General features: G+C 74.4%; 21 protein-coding genes. 13 read left to right on the plus strand and 8 right to left on the minus strand.

Annotated features, from left to right (window positions below; translation table 11 throughout):
* Positions 1 to 66 precede the first annotated feature (66 nt).
* Positions 67 to 240 (plus strand): hypothetical protein, encoded by a 174-nt coding sequence (locus tag BMX74_RS24155; RefSeq protein ID WP_176573330.1) that lies wholly within the window; start codon positions 67 to 69, stop codon positions 238 to 240.
* The gene (locus BMX74_RS24160; RefSeq protein ID WP_091102986.1) at positions 237 to 3,077 is read left to right on the plus strand and encodes a DUF7824 domain-containing protein; all 2,841 of its coding nucleotides are present in this window, start codon (positions 237 to 239) and stop codon (positions 3,075 to 3,077) included. Before BMX74_RS24155 ends, BMX74_RS24160 begins: the two co-directional genes overlap by 4 nt.
* A gap of 55 nt (positions 3,078 to 3,132) precedes the next feature.
* Here the strand turns inward: BMX74_RS24160 and BMX74_RS24165 are convergent, their stop codons facing one another.
* Entirely contained in the window at positions 3,133 to 4,245 is a 1,113-nt protein-coding gene (locus BMX74_RS24165) for a DUF5925 domain-containing protein (protein ID WP_055502868.1), read from the minus strand.
* A 98-nt stretch (positions 4,246 to 4,343) separates the two neighbouring features.
* Entirely contained in the window at positions 4,344 to 6,491 is a 2,148-nt protein-coding gene (locus tag BMX74_RS46330) for a serine/threonine-protein kinase (protein WP_091102988.1), read from the minus strand.
* Positions 6,492 to 6,581: 90 nt separating this feature from the next.
* Between BMX74_RS46330 and BMX74_RS24175 the strand changes: the two genes are divergently transcribed.
* The 6 genes from BMX74_RS24175 to meaB all read left to right on the plus strand — a co-directional run bounded on the left by BMX74_RS24175 (position 6,582) and on the right by meaB (position 15,462).
* Positions 6,582 to 8,447: a CASTOR/POLLUX-related putative ion channel gene (locus tag BMX74_RS24175; RefSeq protein WP_055502866.1), complete on the plus strand. Its 1,866-nt coding sequence runs from the start codon at positions 6,582 to 6,584 to the stop codon at positions 8,445 to 8,447.
* Between the two features lie 86 nt (positions 8,448 to 8,533).
* Positions 8,534 to 9,472 carry an S-methyl-5-thioribose-1-phosphate isomerase gene (mtnA, locus tag BMX74_RS24180; RefSeq protein ID WP_055504003.1) on the plus strand — a complete coding sequence of 313 codons (939 nt, stop codon included), beginning with the start codon at positions 8,534 to 8,536 and terminating at the stop codon, positions 9,470 to 9,472.
* Between the two features lie 81 nt (positions 9,473 to 9,553).
* Complete coding sequence (locus BMX74_RS24185) at positions 9,554 to 10,384, plus strand: peptidoglycan recognition protein family protein (RefSeq protein ID WP_055502865.1); 831 nt, start codon at positions 9,554 to 9,556, stop codon at positions 10,382 to 10,384.
* A 185-nt stretch (positions 10,385 to 10,569) separates the two neighbouring features.
* Positions 10,570 to 12,333, plus strand: a complete 1,764-nt coding sequence (locus tag BMX74_RS24190) for a methylmalonyl-CoA mutase family protein (RefSeq protein ID WP_091102990.1) — start codon at positions 10,570 to 10,572, stop codon at positions 12,331 to 12,333.
* Positions 12,330 to 14,489 carry a methylmalonyl-CoA mutase gene (gene scpA, locus BMX74_RS24195; protein ID WP_091102992.1) on the plus strand — a complete coding sequence of 720 codons (2,160 nt, stop codon included), beginning with the start codon at positions 12,330 to 12,332 and terminating at the stop codon, positions 14,487 to 14,489. The genes BMX74_RS24190 and scpA overlap by 4 nt, the downstream gene beginning before the upstream one ends.
* A gap of 13 nt (positions 14,490 to 14,502) precedes the next feature.
* A complete protein-coding gene (gene meaB / locus BMX74_RS24200) occupies positions 14,503 to 15,462 on the plus strand; it encodes a methylmalonyl Co-A mutase-associated GTPase MeaB (protein WP_055502862.1) in 960 nt (319 codons plus the stop codon).
* A 19-nt stretch (positions 15,463 to 15,481) separates the two neighbouring features.
* Here the strand turns inward: meaB and BMX74_RS24205 are convergent, their stop codons facing one another.
* Positions 15,482 to 16,411, minus strand: a complete 930-nt coding sequence (locus BMX74_RS24205; RefSeq protein WP_091102995.1) for a TetR/AcrR family transcriptional regulator C-terminal domain-containing protein — start codon at positions 16,409 to 16,411, stop codon at positions 15,482 to 15,484.
* Positions 16,412 to 16,583: 172 nt separating this feature from the next.
* On the opposite strand from BMX74_RS24205, the gene BMX74_RS24210 reads away from it, so the two are divergent.
* The gene (locus BMX74_RS24210) at positions 16,584 to 17,456 is read left to right on the plus strand and encodes an alpha/beta fold hydrolase (RefSeq protein WP_091102998.1); all 873 of its coding nucleotides are present in this window, start codon (positions 16,584 to 16,586) and stop codon (positions 17,454 to 17,456) included.
* A 35-nt stretch (positions 17,457 to 17,491) separates the two neighbouring features.
* Here BMX74_RS24210 and BMX74_RS24215 read toward each other — a convergent pair whose 3' ends face one another.
* Together BMX74_RS24215 and BMX74_RS44305 are read right to left on the minus strand one after the other, a co-directional pair.
* Entirely contained in the window at positions 17,492 to 19,255 is a 1,764-nt protein-coding gene (locus BMX74_RS24215) for an AMP-dependent synthetase/ligase (RefSeq protein ID WP_055502859.1), read from the minus strand.
* A gap of 32 nt (positions 19,256 to 19,287) precedes the next feature.
* Entirely contained in the window at positions 19,288 to 19,464 is a 177-nt protein-coding gene (locus BMX74_RS44305) for a hypothetical protein (protein WP_177227488.1), read from the minus strand.
* A 25-nt stretch (positions 19,465 to 19,489) separates the two neighbouring features.
* Between BMX74_RS44305 and BMX74_RS24220 the strand changes: the two genes are divergently transcribed.
* Together BMX74_RS24220 and BMX74_RS24225 are read left to right on the plus strand one after the other, a co-directional pair.
* Complete coding sequence (locus BMX74_RS24220) at positions 19,490 to 20,011, plus strand: CGNR zinc finger domain-containing protein (protein ID WP_055502858.1); 522 nt, start codon at positions 19,490 to 19,492, stop codon at positions 20,009 to 20,011.
* 258 nt (positions 20,012 to 20,269) lie between these two features.
* Positions 20,270 to 21,175 carry a hypothetical protein gene (locus BMX74_RS24225; protein ID WP_091103001.1) on the plus strand — a complete coding sequence of 302 codons (906 nt, stop codon included), beginning with the start codon at positions 20,270 to 20,272 and terminating at the stop codon, positions 21,173 to 21,175.
* Positions 21,176 to 21,238: 63 nt separating this feature from the next.
* Here the strand turns inward: BMX74_RS24225 and BMX74_RS24230 are convergent, their stop codons facing one another.
* Both BMX74_RS24230 and BMX74_RS24235 read right to left on the minus strand, forming a co-directional pair.
* On the minus strand, positions 21,239 to 21,502 hold the full coding sequence (locus tag BMX74_RS24230) for a TFIIB-type zinc ribbon-containing protein (protein WP_091103002.1): 264 nt from the start codon (positions 21,500 to 21,502) through the stop codon (positions 21,239 to 21,241).
* Between the two features lie 56 nt (positions 21,503 to 21,558).
* Positions 21,559 to 22,461 (minus strand): phosphotransferase, encoded by a 903-nt coding sequence (locus BMX74_RS24235; protein WP_055502855.1) that lies wholly within the window; start codon positions 22,459 to 22,461, stop codon positions 21,559 to 21,561.
* Positions 22,462 to 22,744: 283 nt separating this feature from the next.
* Here BMX74_RS24235 and BMX74_RS24240 point away from each other — a divergent pair, with 283 nt between their 5' ends.
* The gene (locus tag BMX74_RS24240) at positions 22,745 to 22,924 is read left to right on the plus strand and encodes a hypothetical protein (protein ID WP_091103005.1); all 180 of its coding nucleotides are present in this window, start codon (positions 22,745 to 22,747) and stop codon (positions 22,922 to 22,924) included.
* Positions 22,925 to 22,990: 66 nt separating this feature from the next.
* On the opposite strand, the gene BMX74_RS24245 is transcribed toward BMX74_RS24240, so the two are convergent.
* The gene (locus BMX74_RS24245; protein ID WP_091103006.1) at positions 22,991 to 23,425 is read right to left on the minus strand and encodes a DUF6294 family protein; all 435 of its coding nucleotides are present in this window, start codon (positions 23,423 to 23,425) and stop codon (positions 22,991 to 22,993) included.
* A gap of 241 nt (positions 23,426 to 23,666) precedes the next feature.
* Between BMX74_RS24245 and BMX74_RS24250 the strand changes: the two genes are divergently transcribed.
* On the plus strand, positions 23,667 to 24,560 hold the full coding sequence (locus tag BMX74_RS24250; protein WP_091103009.1) for a TIGR03619 family F420-dependent LLM class oxidoreductase: 894 nt from the start codon (positions 23,667 to 23,669) through the stop codon (positions 24,558 to 24,560).
* The last annotated feature ends 4 nt before the right edge of the window (positions 24,561 to 24,564 follow it).

Consider the following 24,564-nt stretch of genomic DNA (forward strand, 5'->3'; position numbering starts at 1 on the left):
TGGTTTACGTACCAGGCACGACGGGCCCTCCCGATTGTGTCGGTGACGATCTCTATGGTTCCCGGCATGACTCACGCGGTACAGGCGTATTCCCACGCCGGGCCGTCCGCGCTCGCCGGCGGCCGCCTCGGCCTGTCCACGTCCGGCGGCACGGCGTCGTCCGGCCCGCAGACGCACCCCCTGCTCCTCAGCGGCCGGCTCGCCCAGCCGGCCCCGGCCGCCGTGGAGGTGGACGCGTGAGCGCCTGGGAGGCCGTCGAGGCCGCGATCGACGCCGGCGACCACCGGCTGGTGGCCGCCCGGGTGCTGGAACTCGACGACGAGGGCCGCCGCCAGGTGGCCGCCGCCCTGCCCGGCCACCTCCCGGTCGCGAGGAGCCGGGCCGAGGCACGCGCGGAGGAGCGCCGCCTGCGCAGGGAACGCAAGGCGGAACAGGCCTGGCAGGAGCACCGGCTCGCGGCCTCGAAGAAGGGTCGCGAGCTCGGCGACCACGACCGCTGGCAGTGGGAGTTCAAGCAGGGCTGGTACTGGGACCCCGTCCGAGGCGAGGACAACGGGTGGATCCACGCCATGCGGGTCGCCGGCGCCGGCGCCCTGGGCGGGCCCGCCGCCGTCGTCTCCTGGCTGAACCGCCGCGACTTCCGGCTCTGGCGGAGCCGCGTCGACCTCGTGCCCGTGCTGGAGCGCGTCCTGGCGGCCCGGCCCCACGAGTGGCAGTCCGACTTCGCCGTACGCGCCGCCCGGCGGCTGCGCGGCGCCCGCGGGCCGGCCCGCGCCGGCGACGCCGCCCCGCTGGCCCTCGCGATGCTGCGGCGCACCGGCGCCACCCCGCCCGAGCACGACCCCCTCGTCGTCGCCTGGGTGACCGAGCCGGGCGCCGCGGAGCGCCTGCACGACGACCCGCTCCTCGACCACCTGCTGCCCCGGCTGTTCGAGGCGGAAGGCGTCGGCAGGGCGCTGCGCGACGAGCGCGCCGACCGGCCCGACGAGGGGAACCTGCTCACCGCCCTGCGCCGCCTCGCCGGCAGCGGCAGGGTCTCCCGCGACCTGCTCCTCGACGGCTGCGTACGCCGCTTCCTGCGCGGCGGCGCAGCCCCCGACCTGCGCTTCTTCGTCCGCCTGCACGAGCTGCTCGAACCCGCGCCCGACGAGGTCGCGGGGCGCGCCCGCGACTACCTGCGGCTGCTGCCCGCCGCGCCAGGCCCCGTGGCCGAGACGGCGCTCAGGCGCCTGCGCGGCATCGGCCCGCTCGACCCCGCCGACTCGGTCGAGGCCGTGCAGTCGCTGCTGGTCCGCGCGGAACGCAAGCTCGTCACGGCGGGGCTCACCTGGCTCGACCGGCTCGCCAAGGAGACCCCCGGCGACCTGGACGAGCTGGCGCCCGCCCTGGCGTACGCGTTCGCCTGCGAGTCGGCCGACGTGCAGGGCAGGGCGGTGCGGCTCGCCGTCAAGCACGCCAGGCGGTTCACGCCCGCCGGGGCCAAGGCCGTCAGGGACACGATCGGCATGCTGCCGCAGGACCTCAGGGAGACGCTGGCCTCGGTGTACGGGGGCGCCGAGCCGGGCGATGCGCCGTGGGAGGCGGAGGCGTACGACGGGTTCGAGCCCGCGCCGCTGCCCGTGCCCGTCGCGACCCGGCCGCTGCCAGCGCCCGTCACGCGGGCGGAGCAGCTCAGCGACACCTCCTGGCACGGCGAGGCCGACCGGTGGGAACGGTGGCTCGCCGGGTTCGTCCGGCTGTGCGCCACCGACCCGGCCGGCCTGCGCGAGGCGCTGGCGCGACTCCTGCGCGAGCCCGCGCACCTGCACGGCCGCCGCACCTGGTCGCACCCCTCGCAGTGGGCGGAGGCGATGGCCAGGGAAGCGGTCGCGCCCGGCGCCGAGCCGCCCGCCGGGGAGGGCGGGCCCCGGGCCGTCCCCTCACTGCCCGAGGCGCCCGCCGCGTCGTGGGAGCGGCCCGTGCCCGTGCATCCGCGCATGCCGGGCGCCGACCGGATCTCGACGCCGCACCTGCTCCTCCTGAGCCGCTGGGCCGAGGCGTACGTCGCGCTGCGGGCGGGCGCCCTGCCCCCGTACCTGCTGGCGGAGCCCACCTCGGGCACCGGCCACCTCGACCCCGCCGTGCTCGTCGAGCGGCTGGCCGGCTACGAGCGGGCCGGCGCCGAGCCGATGCCCGCCGACCTGCAGCAGGCGCTGCTGCGGCTGCCCCGCGACGTCCCGGCCGAGGTCGCGGCCGCCGCGGCGGCGCTGCCGTCCGCGGCCGGGCAGGCCGCCGCCCGCTGGATGGCAGGAGGACGGCCCCGGCCGGTCTCCGGAGTCCGCTGGGCGGACGGCTCGGGCGACGCCCCCGACGGTGGCCGGCACGGGGGCGGCCCGCACGCTGATGCCGGGAACGGCGCCGTCCCCGCCATCAGCGCTGAACCCACCGGGCTCGGCCTCGTCGACGCCCTGTTCTCCGACCCCGGCCCGCGGCGCTGGGACGAGCACGGCTGCTGCGCGAGCATGTGGCCCGGCCTGCTGCCGTCCGACAGGGAGACCGTGGCGCTGCACCTCGTCCCGCACCTGGGCGACCAGTGGGGCTCCGGGAACGTCGCCCCCGACGACGCGCAGGCGCTGCTGCGGTGCGAAGGCCCCGCGGGCGACGGCGTGGCGCTCGTCCTCGCGTCCTTCCTCGGACGCCGCGCCTGGGACGGCGACCTCGCCCCCGGCACGAAGCTGCTGCTCGACCTGGCCGCGAGGGGCGGCCTGCCCGCCGAGCGGGTCGGCGCGCAGCTCGCGGCGCAGCTACGCAGGTCGTGGCAGAAGCTGGGGCCGGTGCTCGCATCCCTGGAGGGCGCCGCGCTCAACGGGGCCCACCGGGAGGTGTGGGAGGTGCTGACCGGGTTCCTGCCCGGATACCTGCCGGGGCCGGGGGAGCGGCCGCACTCCGGCCACACGCAGGCGCTCGCGTTCGCGCTGCGCGCGGCGCGCTGGGCGGGAGCCAGGGGCACGCTGCCGTGCGTGTCCGAGCCCGCCGCCCGCAAGGCGTCGAGCAACTACGTGCGGGAGGCCAGACGCCTCCACGCCTACCTGAGCTGAGCCCCGCACGCCGCCCTCTCGCCGTGGGGGCAGGGAGGGCGGCGGCCCGGACGGGTCAGAGGTAGAGGCCCGTGGAGTCGTCCGCGCCGCTGGGCGGGATCTCGCGTCCGGCGCGGAGGGCGTACAGCTCGGCCAGCGTCGCGCCGGACGGGCTCACGCCCTGCGTCGAGCCGAGCCACGCCACGGCCTCGTCGCGGGTCAGCGGGCCGATCTCGACCTGGGCCAGGCAGCGGCCCGGCCGCACCACCGCCGGGTGCAGCCGGGTGAGGTCCTCGTTCGTGGTGATCGCCACCAGCACGTCGCGGCCCTGGCCGAGCAGGCCGTCGGTGAGGTTGAGCAGGCGCGACAGGCCCTGCCCCGCCTGCGCCTTCGCGCCCGCGCTGATGAGCTCGTCGCAGTCCTCCAGGACGAGCAGCCGCCAGCGCTGCGTCTCGTCGTCGGTGTCGTAGCCGACGGCGACCTCCATGAGGTAGCCCGGGTCGTTGAACAGCCGCTCGGGGTCGAGCACGCAGTCGACCTGGCACCAGTCGTGCCACTGCTTGGCCAGGGCGCGCAGCAGCGTCGTCTTGCCGGTGCCCGGCGGGCCGTGCAGGAGGATCAGGCGTCCGCTCACCTCGGCGGGCTTGACCGCCATGAGCCGGTCGAGCGCCGGCCTGGCGCGGCCCGGGTAGTTGCGGCCGATCTCATCCCACGGCTGCGCCGTGATCGGCTTCTGCGACCGCGTGCCGCCGTGCGCGCCCCGCCACCAGAACCCCATGTCGATGTGGTCGGTGTCGGGCACCGGCTCCTCGGCGCCGTCGATGCTCTCCTTGAGCACCGACGTGGCCAGCTCCTCGCTCACCGCCGTGACGCTGACGGTGGCGGTGCGGTTGCGGTGCCGCACCACGCGCAGCGTCCACCCCTCGCCGCAGATGAGGCGCGACTCGGTGCCGTCCTCGACCTGCGCGATGCGCAGCAGCCGGCCCTCGGCGGGCCGGAGCGGCGCGTCGGGACGCACGCGTTCGAGGTTGGCCAGGCGGGAGCACGGCTGGACGCCGGTGGCGAACGGCGACAGCGCGAGCGCGTCGATGACGTCGATGGCGGAGTCGGCGTCGTCGACCCAGATGTTCATCGGGAGCTCGCCCGACGGGTCGCGGCTGGGGAACGGCACCTCCCTGATCACGGACATGACCTCAATGATCCGGCCCGGGGCGGCCGATGTCGAAGGGTTTTGCCGGAAAACCCAGACGAATCTCAGCCTTCCGGAGTCTCAGCCTTTCCCGAGTCTCAGCCTTTCCCGAGCGAACCGCTCTGCGTGACGGCGCCCGCGCCGGGCGGATCGTGCCGGGTGTAGGTGAGGACGCCGCCCTTGAGCGCGAGCACGAGCGTGCCGCGGGCGCAGACGTGCTTCCTTCCGTCGAGGAGGAAGGTGAGCGCGTCGGGACGGGCCTCGGCGAGCCTGATCGTGGTCGCGCAGCCTGACTGGCCGTCCTTCTCCTCCCAGACGGCGGTGGACGCACCCGCCTTGAGCGTGACGGTGTCGCGCGCGCCGTCGGAGTCGCGGGGGTCGGTGCTGGTGGTGCGGCCCGTCCAGGTGCCCGCGAACGCCGCCGGGATCCTGGGCGGGCCGCTCAGGGGCGGCGCCGTGGTGGGCGGGGGGCTCCCGGGGGCCGTCGCGCCGGTGGTGGGCGGGGCGGAGGCGGGCCCGGAGCCCGTGGGGCCGGGGCCGGACGGGCCGGGGGACGCCGTCGCCGCCGCCGCGGCGGCGGAGCCGGTGGACCCGCTGGCGGCGGTGGACGTGGTGGACGCGGACGACGTGGCGGAGGAGGCGGACCCGGAGGACGTGGAGGACGCGGTGGACCCGCTGGTCGCGGTGGACGACCCGGCGGCCTCGGCCGGGGTGCCGCCCGGCCCGGCCGCCGGGGCCCGGTTCACGAGCAGCAGCGCGCCCCCTGCCACGACGAGCGCGACGACGCCGGCCACGCCCGCGACGAGGGGGCCACGGCGCCGCACCCGCCCGCCGGATCCGGCACCCCGGGCCGGACCGGGCGCGCCCGTGCCGACGGGGGAGGAGGGAGGGACGGAGAGGCCGGTGCGTCCGGTGGCGCTGGCGGGGAAGGCGGGCGGCGCGGTCGATCCCGAGAGGCTCATAGGACCAGCGGCGCTTACGGGAAGGGCGGGCGGCGCGGCCGTTCCGGCCAGGCCGGTGGGTCCGGTGGTGCTGGCGGGGAGGGCGGGCGGCGCGGCCGTTCCGGCCAGGCCCGTAGGACCAGCGGTGCTGCCGGGGACGGCGGGCGGGGTCGATCCCGAGAGATCGGTGGGGGCGGTGGGGACCGAGGCCGGGTCGTCGGCGGCCTCGGTGGCGGCGGGAAGGGAGGGAGGCGCTGCGGGGGCGGTGGTGCCCGGGGGTAAGGAGGGCGGGGCAGCGCTTGGGGCGGTGGGACCTCCGGCGGAAGGCGGCGTCGGACCTCCGGCGGAAGGCGGTGTCGGGCCTCCGGGGGAAGGCGGCGTGGGGCCTCCGGGGGAAGGGGGCGTCGGGCCTCCGGGGGAAGGTGGCGTGGGGACGGCGCCCGTCGGCGACGGCGTAGTGGGCGAGGGCCCTGCGGGCGGTCCCGCAGGCGGGAGTGAGGGGGAGGCGGGACGGCGGTTCGGGGTGACCAGGGTGACCATGAGGTCGCGGGCCGCCGGGCGCCGGGACGCGTCCTTGGACAGGCAGGCGGCGACCGGCTCGCGCAGGCGGGGCGGCAGCGCCGACAGGTCAGGCTCGGCGTGCAGGACGCGGTGCAGGACGGCCGGCACGGTGTCGGCGCCGAACGGGCTGGCCCCGGTGGCGGCGTACAGGACGGTCGAGGCCCAGGCGAAGACGTCGGAGGCGGCCGAGGCGGGCGCGCCCGCGATCTGCTCGGGCGCCAGGTACGCCGGCGTGCCGACCAGCCCGGACGTGAGCGTGGCGGCGCCCTCGGCCCTGGCGATGCCGAAGTCCACGACGCGAGGGCCGTCGGGCCCGAGCAGCACGTTGGACGGCTTGAGGTCGCGGTGGACGACCCCGGCGGCGTGGATGGCGGCGAGCGCGGTGGCGGTGCCGACGGCCAGGCGTTCGAGGTCGCCGCCGCGCAGCGGGCCGCGTTCGCGTACCCGGTCGGCGAGGGAGGGGCCGTCGACGTACTCGCTCACGACGTACGGGCGCGGCCCGCCGGTGGAGACGTCGAGCACGCGGGCGGTGCAGAAGGACGCGATGCCCGCCAGCGCGTCGAGCTCGCGGGCGAGGCGGGCGCGGGTCGCGGGGTCGCCGGCGCCGAGCAGCTTCACCGCGACGGGCTCCCCGGACGCGCCCCGCCCCAGGTAGACGACGCCCTGACCGCCTTCGCCGAGCCGGCGCTCAAGGCGGTATCCGCCGAGGGCCACCGGGTCGTCGGGGGTCAGGGGGGTCACCATGGCGGATACGTTACCTTTCGCCCTGCGCGCAGCAAGATCGCCCGGTACCTTTGATCGCTGTCAAACTCTCCCTAAAGCGGAGGTATCGGGGTGTCAAAGGCGACGTTGCGGGAGCGTGCCCGTTACTGGTTCGACAACACCATGTCGAAGGGGACGGCGTCGCTGATCGGCTGGCTCGCGGTGGCCTCCGTCGGCCTCATCTTCCTGGTGACGGGGCTGGCGCTGTGGCTCGCCCCCAACGAGCCCGAGGGGGCGAGCGGCCTCTGGCAGGTGCTGTGGCTCTCCCTCATGCACGCGCTCACCCCCGGCAAGGTGGCCAGCGACAAGGGTTCGACGGCGTACATGGCCGTCATGTTCGTCGGGTCGCTCGGGGGCATCTTCATCGTCAGCATGCTCGTCGGACTGCTGTCGAACGGGTTGAAGGAGAAGGTGGACCGGCTGCGCAGGGGCCGTTCCCGGATCGTGGAGTCGGGGCACACGGTGGTGCTGGGCTGGTCCGACCAGGTGTTCACCATCGTGGGCGAGCTGGTGAAGGCGCACGCCAGCCGGCCGGGCTCGGTCATCGCCGTCCTGGCCGACCGCGACAAGCTCGCGATGGAGGAGGACATCCGCGACCACCTCGACGACCTCGGCAGGACGCGCCTGGTCTGCCGCACGGGACGCCCGACGGAGCCGCACGACCTCGACCTGATGAACCTCGACGCCGCCAGCTCGGTGGTCGTCCTGTCGCCTGAGGGCGAGGACCCCGACGCGCACGTCATCAAGATCCTGCTCGCGCTGGCCAAGCGGGCGGGCAACCACCCGCCGGTCGTGGCCGCGCTCGCCTCCAGCCGCAACCTCGCCGCCGCGCGCCTGGCCGGCGGCGAGGACGTCCACCTGGTGGACTCCGACGACACCGCCTCCCGGCTCATCGTGCAGTCGTCCCGGCAGTCCGGCATGTCGGTCGTGTGCATGGACCTGCTGAACTTCGACGACAGCGAGATCTACCTGCGCGCCGACGAGGAGCTCGCCGGCCGCACGTACGGCGAGGCGCTGCACGCCTACGAGACGGCGGCCGTCATCGGCCTGCGCAGGCCGTCGGGCGTGGTGCTGAACCCGCCGGGCGACACCGTGATCGCGGCCGACGACCAGGTCGTCGTCATCGCGCACGACGACTCCCACATCCGCCTGGCCGCCGGCCCGCCCCAGGTGGACGAGTCGGCCGTCGTCGCGGCCGCGCCGCACCGGCCCGAGGCGGAGCGGACGCTGCTGCTCAACTGGAACGGCAGGGCCGAGCAGATCATCCGCTACCTCGACGGCTACGTCGCTCCCGGCGCGGTGCTGGACGTCGCCACCGACCACCCGAAGGCGGCGGCCGACCTTGCGGGGCTGCGCCGGCTCACCGTGAACGTCAAGGACTGCGACACCACCGACAGGTTCGCCCTGGAGTCGCTGGGGGTGGGCCTCTACCAGCACGTCATCGTCCTGTCTGACGACAGGTACGAGCCGCACCACGCCGACACCCGCACCCTCATGACGCTGCTCCAGCTCCGCGACATGCAGCGCGTGCTCGGCGAGCACTACTCGATCGTCAGCGAGATGCACGACGAGAGCAACCGGGCGCTGGCCGAGGTCACCGAGGCCGACGACATCGTCATCAGCGACACCGTCATCGGCCTGCTGCTCGCCCAGCTCGCCTGCAACCGGCACCTCGCGGACGTGTTCGGGTACCTGTTCGACTCGCACGGCTCGGAGATCTACCCGCGCCCGGCCGGCTCGTACGTCAGGCCCGGCGAGGCCGTGACCTTCTCGACGATCGTGGAGGCGGCGCGGCGCAGGGGCGAGACGGCCATCGGCTACCGGCACGCGGCCCGGCGCAACGACCCCCCGCACTACGGCATCGTGCTCGGCCCGGCCAAGTCGGAGCGGGTCGTGCTGGGGGAGAAGGACGCCGTGATCGTCCTCGCCGAGGGCTGACGTACCGGGGGAGCCGAGGGCTGACGTACCGGGGGAGCCGAGGGCTGGCGTGGTGGGGCGGAACGGGACGAACTAGCGTGTGCGGCGTGAGGACCATCGACTGGGCCGACGGCGCCATCGAGATCATCGACCAGACCCGGCTCCCCGAGGCGTGCGTGACGCTCCGCCTGACCACCGTGGACGAGCTGATCGACGCGATCCGGCGGCTCGCCGTGCGCGGCGCGCCCGCGCTCGGCGTCGCCGGGGCGCTCGGCGTGGCGCTGGCGGGCGGCGACCGCGCGCTGATCGCCCGGCTGCGCGCCGCCAGGCCCACCGCCGTCAACCTCGCCTGGGGCGTCGACAGGGCCGCTGCCCACCTGGACGAGGGGCCGGAGGCGGTGCTGGCCGCCGCGCTGCGCGTGCGCGACGAGGACCTCGCCGCCTGCGCCGCCATGGGCGAGCGCGGCGCCGACCTGCTGGAGGGCGACCGGCTGCGGGTCATGACGGTGTGCAACACCGGCGGCCTGGCCGCCGTGGAGCGGGGCACCGCGCTCAGCGTGGTCCAGACGCTGCACGAGCGCGGACGGCTGGAGGAGGCGTACGCGCTGGAGACCCGCCCGCTGCTCCAGGGCGCCAGGCTCACCACCTGGGAGCTGGCCAGGATGGGCGCGCCGCACCGGCTCGTCGTCGACTCGGCGGGGCCGTACCTGGTGTCGAGGGGCGGCGTGGACGCGGTGCTCATCGGCGCCGACCGTGTCGCCGCCAACGGCGACACGGCCAACAAGATCGGCTCGTACGCGCTGGCGCTCGCCGCGGAGCGCGCCGGCGTGCCGTTCGTGGTCGTGGCCCCCGAGTCCACGATCGACGCGGCCACGCCGACGGGCGACCACATCGAGATCGAGGACCGCGGGCCGGAGGAGGTCCTGACGCTCCGAGGTGTACGGCTCGCTCCCGAGGGAACCCGGGCGTTGAACCCGGCGTTCGACGTGACCCCGCACGATCTCATCACCGCGATCGTGACGGAGAAGCGCGTGATCAGGCCCTAGGACGAAATATCGCGATCTCGGGACCCGATCGCATCGGTCGCGTTACGCTCTGTCGTCACACCCCCGACCTTGGAGATCCCCGTGCCCATCGACCTCGTGTTACGGCGTGACTGGCAGGCGCGCCCGCCGCGCGGCGCGTACACGCAGCTCGACTCCACGAAGGGGGTGAAGGTCCACTACACCGGCGGACGCGTCGATCCCGGCATCGTCGAGGACCACGCCGGCTGCGTGAACCTGGTCCGCGAGATCCAGCGCTACCACATGGACGGCAACGGCTGGATCGACATCGGCTACTCCTTCGTCGCCTGCCCGCACAGGAAGGTGTTCGAGGGCAGGGGCCTGCACCACCTGCCCGCCGCGAACGGCCCCGGGCTCAACTCGGGCCACTACGCGGTGCTCGGCCTGGTCGGCAACGCCGGGCTGGTCCAGCCGCCCGACGCGCTGCTGCACGCCGTCCTCGACGCCGTCGACCACGTCAGGAAGGACGGCAGGGCGGGCAAGGAGATCAAGGGCCACCGCGACGGCTACCAGACCGACTGCCCCGGCGAGCCGCTGTACGCGTGGGTGAGGCGCGGCGCGCCCCGCCCGGCCGGCGGCGGGAACGGCGGCAACGGCGGGAACGGCGGGAACAACGGTGGTGGCGACGGCGGTGAGGGCGGCGGCCCCACCACTCCGGCCGCGCCGCCCTTCCCCGGCCGTCTGCTCAGATACCCGCCCGTCATGCGCGGCGACGACGTCCGCACCTGGCAGGAGCAGATGCGCAGGCGCGGCTGGGAGCTCACCGTCGACGGCGCCTACGGTGAGCGCTCGCGCGACGTCGCCCGCCTCTTCCAGCGCCAGCAGGGCGTCGACGACGACGGCGTGGTCGGCCCCGTCACCTGGCGGCTCGCCTGGGAGGCGCCGCAGCGCTAGCCGGGGCGGGGTTCGCGCTTCACCTGGGAGGCGGCGCAGCGCCAGCCGGGGCGGGGTCCGCGCTTCGCCCGGCAGGCGGCGCAGTGCTCGCCGCGCGGGGCTCCCGAGTGGTCTCAGCTGCTGAGACGCCGCAGGGGCGGCCCTGGGGTACCCGCCGGTAGGCGGCACCGCCTACTATCCGAACCATGGAACTGGCAGCGGGCTTTCCCACCACCACGCGCGACGACTGGCGCGCCCTGGCCGCCGAGGTGCTGCGCAGGTCGGGTGTCGAGGCAGCCGGTCCTGAAGAGGCGCTGTCCAGCCTGACGTACGACGGCCTGACGCTCGCCCCGCTGTACGACGCGGGCGACCTGCCCGCCGCCGCCCCCGGCGTCCCCGGCGAGCCGCCGTACGTGCGCGGCGCCCGCGTCACCACCGGCTGGGACGTCCGCCAGCGGCACGCCGTCCCCGACCCGGAGGCCGTGCTCGCCGACCTGGAGAACGGCGTCACCTCGCTCTGGCTGGTCACGGGTGAGGGCGCGATCCCGCCCGCGGCGCTGCCCGGCGTGCTCAAGGACGTCTATCTCGACCTCGCGCCCGTCGCGCTGGAGCACCGCGACCGCGCCTGCGGCTCCGCGCACGCGCTGCTCGCCCTGGCCGAGGAGCGGGGCACGCCGCCGCGCGGCACCCTCGGCGTGTCGGCCCTGTGGGAGGGCGGCGACGGCGCCGCCGCCGTCGCGCTGGCGGCGCGCTGCGCCGCGGAGTTCCCCGGCCTGCGGGCCGTGACGGTCGACGCCACGCCGTACCACGACGCGGGCGGCAGCGACGCCGAGGAGCTCGGCTGCTCGATCGCGCGTGGCGTGGCCGAACTGCGGGCGCTCACCGGCGGCGGGCTGAGCGTGGAGCAGGCGCTCGGCCAGATCGAGTTCCGCTACGCCGCCACCGACGACCAGTTCGCCACCGTCGCCAAGCTCCGCGCCGCCCGCAGGCTGTGGGCCAGGGTCGCCGAGGTGTGCGGCGCGCCGGGGCACGGCGGCCAGCGCCAGCACGCCGTCACCAGTTCCGCCATGATGACCCGCCGCGATCCGTGGGTGAACATGCTGCGCACCACCGTCGCCTGCTTCGCCGCCGGGGTGGGCGGCGCCGACGCCGTCACCGTGCAGCCGTTCGACGCCTGCCTCGGGCTGCCCGGCGCGTTCTCCCGCCGCATCGCCCGCAACACCCAGTCGCTGCTGCTGGAGGAGTCGGGAGTGGGCCGGGTGATCGACCCGGCGGGCGGCTCCTGGTACGTCGAGCGGCGCACCGCCGACCTGGCCGAGCGCGCCTGGGCCTGGTTCCAGGAGATCGAGGCGGCGGGCGGCCTCCCCGCCGCCGCCCCGCTGGTGTCCGCGCGCGTCGCCGCCACCCGCGAGCGCCGCGCCCGCGACGTCGCGCACCGCCGCTTCCCGATCACCGGTGTCAGCGAGTTCCCGGACGTCGCCGAGAAGCCGGTGCCCGCCCAGCCCGCCCCCGCCGAGCCGTCCGTCTCCGCCGAGGGGCTGCCCAGGATCCGGTACGCCGAGGAGTTCGAGGCGCTGCGCGACCTCGCCGACGCCCGGACGGAGCGGCCGAAGGTGTTCCTGGCCACGATCGGCCCCGTCGCCGCCCACACCGCCCGCGCGTCGTTCGCGGCGAACCTGTTCCAGGCGGGCGGGCTGGCCGTCGAGACCGCCGGGCCCGGCGCCGACCCCGAGCAGATCGCCACGGCCTTCGCCGTCAGCGGCAGCACGGTCGCGTGCCTGTGCTCCAGCGACCGGCTGTACGCCGAGCACGCCGAGGCCGTCGCCGCGGCGCTGAGACGGGCGGGCGCGCACCGGGTGTGGCTGGCGGGGAAGGGGGAGTACGCGGGCGTCGACGCGTACCTGTACGCCGGGTGCGACGCCCTGGCCGTGCTCCGCACGACGTTCGAGGACCTGGAGGTGGCCCGATGATCCCCGACTTCTCCACCGTCCCGCTGCTGGGAGCGGGGGAGGCCGCGGCGGAGCGGCCCGCGCCCGTGCCGGCGGCCGAGGTGTGGGAGACGCCCGAGGGCATCGGCGTCAAGCCGCTCTACACCGCCGCCGACCTCGACGGGCTCGACTTCCTCGGCACGTACCCGGGCGCGGCGCCGTTCCTGCGCGGCCCGTACCCCACCATGTACGTCAACCAGCCGTGGACGGTCCGCCAGTACGCGGGCTTCTCCACGGCCGCCGACTCCAACGCCTTCTACCGCCGCAACCTCGCCGCCGGTCAGAAGGGCCTGTCGGTGGCCTTCGACCTGGCCACGCACCGCGGCTACGACTCCGACCACCCGCGCGTGGCGGGCGACGTCGGCATGGCGGGCGTCGCGATCGACTCGATCTACGACATGCGGCAGCTGTTCGACGGCATCCCGCTCGACCGGATGTCGGTGTCGATGACCATGAACGGGGCCGTGCTGCCCGTGCTCGCCCTCTACATCGTGGCGGCGGAGGAGCAGGGGGTGGCGCCCGAGCAGCTCGCGGGCACCATCCAGAACGACATCCTCAAGGAGTTCATGGTCCGGAACACCTACATCTATCCCCCCGGGCCATCCATGCGCATCATTTCGGATATTTTCGCGTATACGAGTGAAAAGATGCCGAAATTCAACTCCATCAGCATTTCCGGGTACCACATCCAGGAGGCCGGGGCCACCTGCGACCTGGAGCTCGCCTACACGCTGGCCGACGGCGTCGAGTACCTGCGGGCCGGCGTCGCCGCCGGGATGGACGTCGACAGGTTCGCGCCCAGGCTGTCGTTCTTCTGGTGCATCGGCATGAACTTCTTCATGGAGGTCGCCAAGCTCCGCGCCGCCCGGCTGCTGTGGGCCCGGCTGGTGTCCCGGTTCGGGGCGAGGAACCCGAAGTCGCTCAGCCTGCGGACGCACTCGCAGACCTCCGGCTGGTCGCTCACCGCCCAGGACGTCTTCAACAACGTCGCCCGCACCTGCGTCGAGGCGATGGCCGCCACCCAGGGCCACACCCAGTCGCTGCACACCAACGCCCTCGACGAGGCGCTCGCCCTGCCCACCGACTTCTCCGCCCGCATCGCCCGCAACACCCAGCTCCTCCTCCAGCAGGAGTCCGGCACCACCAAGGTGATCGACCCGTGGGGCGGCTCCTACTACGTCGAACGCCTCACCCACGACCTCGCCGAGCGCGCCTGGGCCCACATCGAGGAGGTCGAGGCCGCAGGAGGCATGGCCAGGGCCATCGAGGCCGGGCTGCCCAAGCTGCGCATCGAGGAGGCCGCCGCCCGCACCCAGGCCCGCATCGACTCCGGCCGCCAGCCCGTCATCGGCGTCAACAAGTACCGCCCCGCCTCCGACCAGCCCGTCGAGGTGCTCAAGGTCGACAACAGCGCCGTACGGGCCGAGCAGATCGACAAGCTGCGCAGGCTCAGGGCCGAACGCGACGAGGAGGCCGTGCGCCACGCGCTCGACGCGCTCACCAAGGCCGCCGACAACCCCACCCCCGGCCTGGAGCACAATCTGCTCAAGCTGTCGGTGGACGCCGCCCGCGCCAAGGCCACCGTCGGCGAGATCTCCGACGCGCTGGAGCGGGTGTTCGGCCGCCACGCCGAGCAGGTCCGTACGATCTCCGGCGTGTACCGCGACGAGAGCGGCCCGGCCGCGAACATCGAGCGGGTCCGCGAGCTGTGCGCCGAGTTCGAGCGCGCCGAAGGCCGCCGGCCCCGCATCCTCGTGGCCAAGATGGGCCAGGACGGCCACGACCGCGGCCAGAAGGTCATCGCCACCGCGTTCGCCGACCTCGGCTTCGACGTCGACGTCGGCCCGCTGTTCCAGACGCCGGAGGAGGTCGCCCGCCAGGCCGTGGAGGCGGACGTCCACATCGTCGGCGTCTCGTCGCTCGCCGCCGGGCACCTGACGCTGGTGCCCGAGCTGCGCCGCGCGCTGGCGGAGCTCGACGCGGACGACGTCATGATCGTGGTGGGCGGCGTCATCCCGCCGGACGACCACGACGCGCTCCGCGCGGCCGGCGCCGCGGCGATCTTCCCGCCCGGCACCGTCATCGCCGACGCCGCCCTCGACCTGCTCACCACCCTGGTGCGCGAGCACCACGCCTGAGGAGGCGGAGGCGATGCGCTCGCTGGCGGACTACGCCGACGGGGTGCGGGCCGGGTCCCGCACCTGGATCGCCCGCGCGATCACCCTGGTGGAGTCGACCAGGCCCGACCACATGGCCCTGGCCCAGCGGCTGCTCGTCGAGCTCACCCCGCTCACGGGCCGGGCCCGCAGGGTGGGCGTCTCCGGCGTGCCCGGCGTGGGCAAGTCCACCTTCATCGACGCCCTCGGCACCCTGCTCACCGGGCGCGGCCACCGGGTGGCGGTGCTCGCCGTCGACCCGTCCTCCACGCGGACGGGCGGCAGCATCCTCGGCGACAAGACGCGCATGGCACGCCTGTCGGTCGATCCCGCCGCTTTCATCCGCCCGTCGCCCACGTCGGGCACGCTCGGCGGCGTCGCCAAGGCGACCAGGGAGGCGATGGTCGTCGTGGAGGCGGCGGGGTTCGACGTGGTGCTCGTCGAGACCGTGGGCGTCGGCCAGTCGGAGACGGCCGTGGCGGACATGGTGGACACGTTCCTGCTGCTGGCCCTGGCCCGTACGGGTGACCAGCTCCAGGGCATCAAGAAGGGCGTGCTGGAGCTCGCGGACGTCATCGCGGTGAACAAGGCCGACGGCGAGCACGAGCTCGCGGCGCGCAAGGCGGCGCGGGAGCTGGCGGGCGCGCTGCGCATGCTGCGCTCGGACTCGGTGCCGCCGCCGGTGCTGACCTGCAGCGGCCTGACCGGGCGGGGGCTGGAGGAGCTGTGGGAGCAGGTCCTGGCCCACCAGGAGTCGCTCGACCTGCCCGCCAAGCGCCGCCGCCAGCAGGTGGGATGGACGTGGACGCTGGTGCGCGACCGCCTGCTCGCGGAGCTGAACCACGACCCGGCCGTCGCGGCCGTGCGCGAGGAGGTCGAGCGGGAGGTGCTCGCGGGCGAGCTGACGCCGTCGCTCGCGGCGGACCGCCTGCTCGCCGCCTTCAAACGCCCCTGAACGCGGCGGGCCTCGCGGGTCAGCCGCGTCCCGGCGGCTCGGGCAGCCCCAGGGCGCGGCGTCGGGCGTCGATGCCGTCGAGCAGGCGCTGCAGGCCGTACTCGAAGACCCTGTCCAGGTCGTAGTCGAACCCCTCGCGCATGACGTACTCGATGCCGGGGTGGCGGGCGGGCGAGACCACGCGGCGGACGTCGTCGCCGGTGTGGCGGGCCCAGTCGTCGGCCGACATCCCGGTGTCCTCCTCGGCGTGGGTCTCGGCGAGGCGGACCAGCGCCATGTTGCGTACGTGCCCGAACAGGTTGACGTGCGCGCACACCATGTCGTCGGCGCCGAAACCCATCGCCCGCAGCGTGCTGAAGGAGAACTCGGCGAACGGCAGCGCGTTGGGGAACATCTGCGGGCGCGTCAGCGAGAACAGCTCGGCCGCCCAGGGGTGGCGGCGGAAGACCGCCCAGAACTGGTGCGCGGCCGTCTCCAGGCGCCGCCGCCACCCGGCGGGCGGCGGGTCGGGCAGCCGCGCCTCGGCCATGACGGCGTCGGCCATCCTGAAGGTCAGCTCGCCCCTGCTCGCCACGTGGCGGTACAGCGCCATCGTCGAGACGCCCAGCGCCCCCGCCACCCGCCGCATGGTGACCAGCGCCAGCCCCTCGGCGTCGGCGATGCGCACCCCGGCCGCGACGATCCGCGCGGCCGAGAGCTCCCCGCGCCCCGTCGCCGCCGGTGGTGTCTCCTCGCGGGCCCGGACGACGGTGCCCCTGCCAGGGACCGTCTCGACGAGCCCCTGCTCGCGCAGCGCCCCGATGACCTTGGTGGCGGTCGCCATCGCCACGCCCCGCTCGCGCACGATCCGCCGCGTCGAGGGCGCCGCCTGGCCCGGCGCGAGCCGTCCCGCGCGGATGTCGCCGGCGATCTCGTCGGCGATGCGAAGGTAGGGCGGTCGCTCGCTCATGTCCCTCCAGTGCACTAGTGCGCTTCACCGGGCCTTCCCGCCGCCGAGCTGGGGCGACGCCCCGAGTGCACTACCCCCGACGGCCGTCCGCTGCCGGTCCGCGCGATGGCTGCGTACATTGTATGCGCGGCGCCCGGACGGGCCGGGCGGCGGCAGGAGAAGGGGTGGACCCATGTCCGATCGGCCGATCAGCGGCGGCGGCGCGCGTCTCGTCTCACGGACGGTGACCTCCGCCGACGGCACCGCCGTCGAGTACCTCAGCACGGGACGCGGGCCTGGGGTGATCGTCGTGCCGGGCGCGCTGGCCGAGGCCGCAGACCTGGGCGGGCTGGCCGCGCTGCTGGCCGACGCCGGCCACGAGGCGCACGTCGTGCAGCGGCGCGGCAGAGGCGCCAGCGGCCCCCAGGGCGCGTCGTACGGGATCGAGCGGGAGTGCGAGGACGTCGCGGCGGTGCGCGCCGCGACCGGCGCCCGGATGCTCTTCGGGCACAGCTACGGCGGTCTGGTCGCGCTGCGCGCCGCGTGCGGCGACCCCCGCTACGAGGCCGTCGCCGTGTACGAGCCCGGCGTCTCGGTCGAAGGGTCGATCCCGCTCGGCTGGATCGGCCGGGCGAGCAGGGAGGTGGCGGCCGGTGAGGCGTTCGAGGCGTTCGTCACCTTCGTCAGAGGGGTCAACCCGGAGCAGTCGGGACGGTTGCCCCGCTTCCTGCTGAAGGCCGTCCTGCGCCTGGCCATCCCGAAGAAGGACCTGCGGCGCAACCTCGCGCTCATGCCGCAGGCCGTCAGGGAGCACGCCGAAGTCCTGCGGATGGAGCCGCACCTGGCCGACTACCGCAGGATCGGCGCGCCCGTCCTGCTGCTGCGGGGCAAGGGCCAGGGCGGCGACCGGCAGGTGGCCGCCCTGGCCCGGCTCGAACGGGAGATCCCGCGCGCCCGGACCGTGGCCCTGCCGCGCCTCGACCACTTCGCGCCGGAGAAGAAGCCCGAGGAGGTCGCCGCCGCGCTCGTGCCGTTCCTCGCCACGCGCACCCCCGCGAACTCCTGACCTGCCGAGCAGCGGGACGGCGCGCGCCCTGCAGGTCAGGGGGAGGCGTAGAAGCCGTCGAGCGTCTCGGCGTGGCGCTCCTCCACCGCCTTGCGCCTGATCTTGAGGCTGGCCGTCAGCTCGCCGGTCTCGACGGTGAAGTCCTGCGCCAGGATGGCGAACTTCTTGACCGTGGCGTAGCTCGCCTGCTCGGCGTTGACCTGCCGGATCGCCTTGTCGACCTCCTCGCGCATGCGCGGATGGCCGCGCAGCTCCTCCGGGTCGGTCGGCAGCGACTCCGACTCGGCCCACGGCCTGACGACGTCCATGTCGAGCGTGACGAGCGCCGTCACGTAGTTGCGGCGGTCGCCGTGGACGAAGACGTGCGACAGGTACGGGCAGGCCGCCTTGATCCGGCCCTCCAGGTAGGTGGGCGCGACGTACTTGCCGCCCGAGGTCTTGATGAGCTCCTTCTTGCGGTCGGTGATGACGAGCCGGCCGGCGGAGTCGAGCTCGCCGATGTCGCCGGTGTGCAGCCAGCCGTCCTCCAGCGCCTCGGCGGTCTCCTCGGGCAGCCCGTGGTAGCCGCGCATGACGCCCCGCCCGCCGATGAGGATCTCGCCGTCGCCGGCGATGCGCACCTGGGTGCCGGGCAGCGGCAGCCCGACACTGCCGAACCGCACCGACTCGGGACGGTTCAGGAAGCTGCCGGCCGACGACTCCGTCAGCCCGTACCCTTCGAGGATCGTGAGCCCGGCGGCGTCGAAGAACTCCGCGACGTCCTTCGACAGCGGGGCGGCGCCCGAGATGAAGTAGCGGATGCGTCCGCCGAAGCGCTGCCGCAGCTTGGCGAAGACGAGCCGGTCGGCGAGGGCGTACTCGGCGCGGGTGGTGAGCGGCACGGGCGCGCCGAGCCGGCGGGCCCTGCTCACCCTGACGCCGGTGCGCCGCGCCCACTCGAAGATCCGCAGCTTGACGCCGCCCTCGCGCTGGACGGTGGCGACGACGGTGTTGTGGATCTTCTCGAAGATCCGCGGCGCGGCGGCCATGAACGTGGGGCTGAGCTCGCCGAGGTTGTCGGCGATGCGGTCGAGCCTGCCGTCGATCGCGGTGGGCACGCCGATGTCGATCATCACGACCTCCAGCAGCTTGCCGAACGAGTGCGACAGCGGCAGCCACAGGAAGTGCAGGTCGGCGGGGGAGATGATGTCCAGCTCGCGTACCGCGCCGGCGGCGTACAGCCAGTTGTCGTGGGTGAGCTCCACGCCCTTGGGGCGGCCGGTCGTGCCCGAGGTGTAGATGAGGGTGGCCAGGTCGCCGGGGCCGATGGCGTCGACCATCGCGTCGTAGCCGCCCCCGCCCTCGTCGCTCACCGACTCCAGCGGGACCACCCAGCCGTCGTCGCTCGCCTTGCCGTCGATGACGATCACCTTGGTCACGTCGGGCAGCTCGGCGCGCACCGAACGGAGCTTGGCCACCTGCTCGTCGTTCTCGGCGACGACGAGGGTGCTGCCGGAGTCGTTGATGACGAAGGCCGACTCGGCGGCCGTGTTGGACGGGTAGATGGTCGTGGTGGCCGCGCCGGTGGCCAGCACCGCCAGGTCGGTGAGAATCCATTCGAGCCGGGTGGAGCACAGGATCGACACGCGCCTCCCCGGACCGGCGCCCAGCGCCGCCATGCCCAGCGCGAGCCCGCGTACCCGTTCGCCCACCTCCCGCCAGGTCAGCGAGGTCCAGCCGCCCTCGGACGGCGTGCGATAGGCCTCGGCGTCGGGAGTGGCGGCGATGCGGTCGCGCAGCAGGGCGGGAATGCTGGACATGCCTGACCTCCTGGAGGGGTGTGGTGCCGACTCTAGGACGCCGGGCGGTGATCAGTCGATGCCCGCGCGGCGGCGAGTCCGACGAGGCCGGGCGTGCGCACCTCCCAGGCGCCGCAGGCACAGCGCAGGTACGACACCACGCCCTCCGAGGTGCGGTGCGAGGAGACGAGGGTCAGCGCGAAGGGGTCGTGCAGGTGTCTGGAGTGCATGACTCCAACCTGATGTAATGACCTTATGCATTTCAATGCTTACGGCGGCAACGGGGCGGCACTCGCGGCGGCCCTCGTCAACGCCACCGACTTCAGCCCGGGGGCGGTCGAGGCGATGCTGACGGAGCACCAGATGCTCCGCACCGCGGTCACCGCCGGGCAGGCGGAGGAACTGCGGGCGTGGGCGCGCCGGCTCGACCCCGTCTTCGGCGAGACCGACCAGGACGTGCAGATCAAGCTCGTCAACGACCTGCTCGACGTCACCGCGTCCAAGCCGTACGTCAGCGCCCACGACGGCCGCGAGCCGCACCTGCACTTCTTCTCCGTCGACGCCGACGTCGTCAGCAGGGCCAAGGACACCACGGCGGGCGGGCTGGCGATGGCCATGTCGTTCGCGGGCGGACGCCGCCTCGGGCGCTGCGACAGGGAGGGCTGCGCGACCGTGTACGTCGACACCTCGCGCAACGGCCGCCGCCGGTTCTGCTCGCTCGCCTGCGCCAACCGCGTGAACGTGGCCGCCCACCGCGCGAGAGGCACCACCCGCTGACCGCGCGCCGCGCGGGCGGCCGGCGCGCTTCCCGTTCCGTGGCGGCGCCGTTCCTGGAGACGCCGGGCATCACCAGGTGGCTGCGCGTGGACCGGGAGGTGGGACTGTCGGAGTCGTGATTGACGTGCGGGGATCAATCGGGCAATAGTGTGGCAGGTGTCTGTTCCCCGGTTGATCCCCTGCGTTCTCGCCCTGGCGACCCTCACCCTGGGCGCCTGCTCCGCTTCCGCCCCTCCGGTCACCGGTGGGGAGCCGTCGATGAGCGGGGTCGCGGGCGGCAAGGGCGGCGCGGTCGCCGACGGTGGCGGCGTCACCACCACCGCCCCCGGCACCGACGCGAGCCCGAGCCCGAGCACGAGCGCGCTGACGGCGGAGGCGTACAAGGGCGAGCTCGACGGCAGGTACAAGGCGATGCTCGACGCCATCGACTCGATGGCGTCGGCGCGCAGCGTGAAGTCGCTCAACCAGCGGGTGGGCCGCGCCGAGGAGGCGATCAGCGGCGCCGCCGACGCGCTGTCGGCGCTCACGCCGCCCGCCGAGGTGCAGGCGCAGCACGACGCCTACGTGGCGGGCCTGCGCGACTTCGCGACCGAGCTGGGTTCGGCGGCGGGGAAGGTCGGCAGCCGTGACCTGTGCACGTCCTCGGCGGTGCTCGCCGACATCGGCGACAAGCTGGCCGCGCTCGACCGGGCCGGCGAGGCGCTGCAGAAGGCCGGCGGCTACCGGGCGGACGTCGTGGACGTCAAGGCCGGCAAGAAGCAGACCAGGCGGCTGAGCAACGGCGTGTTCGCCCGCAAGGACGCCCTGAACGGGCGCAGCTCCCTGGAGATCGACAACGGCGGCGACCGCGACGCGGTGGTGACGCTGGTCAGGGGCGGCACGAAGGTGTTCAGCGTGTACGTGCGCAAGAAGGGGTCGTACAAGGTCAGGGGCGTGCGCGACGGCACGTACAAGATCTACTTCACGCACGGCGTGGACTGGGACGGCAGGAGCCGCCAGTTCACCCGCCGGTGCAGCTTCGAGAAGTTCCAGAAGACCGTGAAGTTCAAGACGACCTTCACCGCCACGCAGATCCTGTGGCACGACTGGAAGATCACGCTGCACTCGATCGCGGGCGGCAACGCCAAGACCTCGGACGTGGACCCGGAGGACTTCCCCGCCTGACGCGAGCGGGCCGCGCCTCCCCAGCGGGGAGCGCGGCCCGTCGTGACGTGCGGATCGGGCGGATCAGGTGGAGAAGAGCATGCCCACCCAGCTGCGCTGGCCATGGTGGCCGTGGTGGCCGTAGTGGCCGCCGTGCGGGGCGCCCCAGGCCGGGCCCGCGGCGGGCGGCGGCGGCGGGGGAGCGGCGTGGAAGCGGGACTCCATCTGGGTCAGCGTCTCGAGCTCGCCGTAGTCGAGGAAGATCCCACGGCAGTTGTCACACTGCTCGATGTGGACGCCGTTACGTTCGTACGTCCGCATGTTGCCGCGGCACTTCGGGCACTGCATCTGATCTCCTTGGGCATCGAGGTCTCGTGGGAGAAACCTACCGCGCGCAACGCCCGTCAGACTCTGACGATTCTGTTGCACGCCTCGATTAACGAATGTTCGACCTCGTCGAGTTCCCGGCTCTCCCCGGCGGCGTTCACCACGGCCACCGCGGCGAGCTGGACGGTCAGCGCCCGCGCCGGCACGTCGAGCCGCCGCCACGGGTCGTCGCCGCGCCCGAGCGCGGGGCCGCCCGACGCCAGGTACGCCCCGAGGAAGCGTTCCCACACGGCCGGGTCGAGCAGACCGGCGGCGTACCAGGCGGCGGGCCTGGCGAGGTCCCACGCGGGGTCGCCCACCCCGAGGTCGTCGACGTCGATGAGCAGCCAGCGGCCCCGGCGGACCAGCTGCCCGAGATGCCAGTCGCCGTGCGTGAGCAGCGCGGGGAGCGGGCCCGCCTCCCCGACCGCGCCGAAGGGCTCCGGCGCCGGCCCGTGGAAGAGCTCCTGCGGCAGCCCGTCGAAGGCCCGCCTGACCAGCCGCTCCACGGGCCCGTCGGCGGTCATGCGGCGCACCGCGCGGGCGGCGCGCGCCGGGCCGCCCGCCGCGGGCAGGCCGGGCAGGCCCGTCAGCGGCACGGCGTGCAGCGCGGCCAGCAGCCTGGCGCCCTCCTCCCAGGGGGCGTCGTCGAGCTCGTCCTGCGCCACCGGGCGGCCCGCGGGCCACACCGTCACGGCGCGGCCCGCCACCTGGAGCACCTCGGGGGTCAGCGGGGGCAGCATCACGCCGGTGAGCGCCGCCGACGCGGCGGCTCGCAGCCGGGGGCGCAGCGCCTCGGCGTGGTCGCGCGCGGAATGGGCCTTCACCACGACCTCGCCCCTGCGGACCACGACGACGTCCGTCCTGGTGGGATGCACCACGGGTGCGCCGGTGCCGCCGTACGCGCCGGCGATGCCCGCCAGCTCCTCCTCCAGACCCACTCGTACAGACTAGGGGGCAATATAGGCGGTTCATGCCGCCGGACGCGATCGCCGGATCGGGCCGAACCCCCGACCACACCTGCGCTGACGGCGGCCCGCCCACGTTCGGCGTGTGCCATCGTGTGCCATCGTGTGCCGGTCGATGTCCGCGAGTGCCGCTGGTCGCGGAACACCCGCGGAATGATCTTTCAGCCCCCCGCGGCTCCCTGCGCAGGGGTCCGAGTGACTCTGTGGCCGGCTCGGCCGAAGTCCTGTCGCCTCCGAGCCGCTCATCCGCGCGTCTGTGCCGTGCGGCCGGAGCATCGCGCTGTCCGGCCGGGCGGGGCTGATGGAGGGCGACGAGGAGGCCGCCGGCGCGCCGCGGCGGCGGCAGCCGTGGCCGGGCGAGGAGCTTCACGTGGTGGTGCGCGTCCATCCCGAGCTGGTGACCGGCTTCCTGATCGACGCGCCTGGCGCACCGTGAGCGCCGGCGGGGCTCGCCGCCGGGGCGACGTCCCCGCTCAGCAGTGCCTGCTCGGACAGTGCCTGCTCAGCAGTGCTTGCCCAGCGACATCCGCTCGACCAGGTCGAACAGCTCCGGGTCGAACTGGCCCTTGGCGAGCCACCGGTAGCTCCGCTCCCTGTTGGGCAGGTTCTTGACGAACTTCGTGCTGGAACTGCCGTAGACCTGGATGTCGGCGAGCAGGCTGCCGCTGTCGTCCTTCAGGTGCGCCCACATCAGCCAGGCGTCGTCGCCGTCGAGGCTGGAGACGGTGGCGTCCAGGCGCGCCGTGCCGTTGGAGTACAGCGTCCACGTGGCGCCGGGCTCGATCGTGCAGGAGCCCGACGTCATGTAGGAGCGCCAGACGAACCTCTTCTGCTCCAGTGTGGCCGCGGCGGCCGTCGCCGTGGTCGGCAGCGCCAGGCCGATGGTGACGGCGGCCGCGGTCACGACCGCGACGACCATGCTGCGGATCTTCTTCAAGGTGATGCTCCCCTTCCTCGGTCTCCGGACCCCGTGACCCAGGATGCGCAGGGGCGGCCCCGGCGCGGCAACCCCTCATCTGGGGGGAATCGGCCGGAAGGCGCTGGGGGAAGGATGATCGATAGGGCGCCGCCACGGAATGTGCGCGGAACGGCCGCGTCGGCGGCCGACTGGTCTCGTTCGTCCTCGCAGGTCACGGGCTGGTGGCTGGGGCGAACTCGTGGCGGTCAGACTAGGGTGCATGAGGATCGGTTTCGCCGTGCCCCAGTCGGGGCCGTGGGCCACGCCAGGAAACATGCGCCGCATCGCCGTACGGGCCGAGGAGCTGGGCTACCACGAGCTGTGGACGTTCCACCGGCTGCTCTACCCGGTCGGCCACCCGATGGGGCCGATCTATCGCAGCGTGCACGACCCGGTCGTGACGCTGTCCTACCTGGCGGGCGTGACAGGCAGGATCAGGCTCGGCCTCGCCGTGATCAACGTGTACGTGCAGCCGGTCGTGCTGGCCAAGCAGCTCGCCACCCTGCAGGACGTCTCGTCGGGGCGGCTGAGCGTGGGCGTCGGGCTGGGCTGGCTGCGGGAGGAGTTCGAGGCGGCCGGGGTGGGGTTCGAAGGGCGCGGGCGCAGGGGCGAGGAGTTCGTCCGGGTGCTGCGCGAGGCGTGGGAGGACGAGGTCGTGGAGCACACCGGCGACTTCTACCGGGTGCCGCCGTCGCACATCGACCCCAAGCCGCGGCCGGCGCCGCCGATCCTGCTCGGCGGCACGGCGGACGTCGCGCTGCGGCGGGCGGGGCGGCTGGCCGACGGGTGGATCAGCTCCAGCCGCGAGGACCTGCCGGCGATCGGCGGGCGGATCGAGCTGGTCGGGCAGGCGGCGCGCGACGCCGGCAGGGACGTCTCGGCCCTGCGCTTCGTCTGCAGGGGCGTCACCCGGGTGCGGGAGGCGGGGCGGCCGGACCGGGCGCCGCTGACCGGCTCGTACGAGGAGATCAGGCGGGACGTGGAGGAACTGGGGGCGCGCGGCGTGACCGAGGTGTTCCACGACCTGAACTTCGACCCGGAGGTGGTGACGGCAGCCCCGGAGGAGGCGATGCGCCGCGCTGAGGAGGCGTTGGAGGCGCTGGCCCCGTCCTAGCCGT

The organism is Nonomuraea pusilla, from assembly GCF_900109355.1.
GTDB lineage: Bacteria > Actinomycetota > Actinomycetes > Streptosporangiales > Streptosporangiaceae > Nonomuraea > Nonomuraea pusilla.

What these genes read in the sequence shown, in the direction of transcription:
- BMX74_RS24155 (WP_176573330.1), top strand. Translation starts at nt 67, where the DNA reads ATGACTCACGCGGTACAGGCGTATTCCCACGCCGGGCCGTCCGCGCTC.
- BMX74_RS24230 (WP_091103002.1), bottom strand. Translation starts at nt 21,502, where the DNA reads ATGCAGTGCCCGAAGTGCCGCGGCAACATGCGGACGTACGAACGTAAC.
- BMX74_RS24250 (WP_091103009.1), top strand. Translation starts at nt 23,667, where the DNA reads ATGAGGATCGGTTTCGCCGTGCCCCAGTCGGGGCCGTGGGCCACGCCA.
- BMX74_RS24215 (WP_055502859.1), bottom strand. Translation starts at nt 19,255, where the DNA reads ATGTCCAGCATTCCCGCCCTGCTGCGCGACCGCATCGCCGCCACTCCC.
- BMX74_RS24190 (WP_091102990.1), top strand. Translation starts at nt 10,570, where the DNA reads ATGGAACTGGCAGCGGGCTTTCCCACCACCACGCGCGACGACTGGCGC.
- BMX74_RS24165 (WP_055502868.1), bottom strand. Translation starts at nt 4,245, where the DNA reads ATGTCCGTGATCAGGGAGGTGCCGTTCCCCAGCCGCGACCCGTCGGGC.
- BMX74_RS24220 (WP_055502858.1), top strand. Translation starts at nt 19,490, where the DNA reads ATGCATTTCAATGCTTACGGCGGCAACGGGGCGGCACTCGCGGCGGCC.
- BMX74_RS24210 (WP_091102998.1), top strand. Translation starts at nt 16,584, where the DNA reads ATGTCCGATCGGCCGATCAGCGGCGGCGGCGCGCGTCTCGTCTCACGG.
- BMX74_RS46330 (WP_091102988.1), bottom strand. Translation starts at nt 6,491, where the DNA reads ATGGTGACCCCCCTGACCCCCGACGACCCGGTGGCCCTCGGCGGATAC.
- BMX74_RS24225 (WP_091103001.1), top strand. Translation starts at nt 20,270, where the DNA reads ATGAGCGGGGTCGCGGGCGGCAAGGGCGGCGCGGTCGCCGACGGTGGC.
- BMX74_RS44305 (WP_177227488.1), bottom strand. Translation starts at nt 19,464, where the DNA reads ATGCACTCCAGACACCTGCACGACCCCTTCGCGCTGACCCTCGTCTCC.
- BMX74_RS24205 (WP_091102995.1), bottom strand. Translation starts at nt 16,411, where the DNA reads ATGAGCGAGCGACCGCCCTACCTTCGCATCGCCGACGAGATCGCCGGC.
- scpA (WP_091102992.1), top strand. Translation starts at nt 12,330, where the DNA reads ATGATCCCCGACTTCTCCACCGTCCCGCTGCTGGGAGCGGGGGAGGCC.
- meaB (WP_055502862.1), top strand. Translation starts at nt 14,503, where the DNA reads ATGCGCTCGCTGGCGGACTACGCCGACGGGGTGCGGGCCGGGTCCCGC.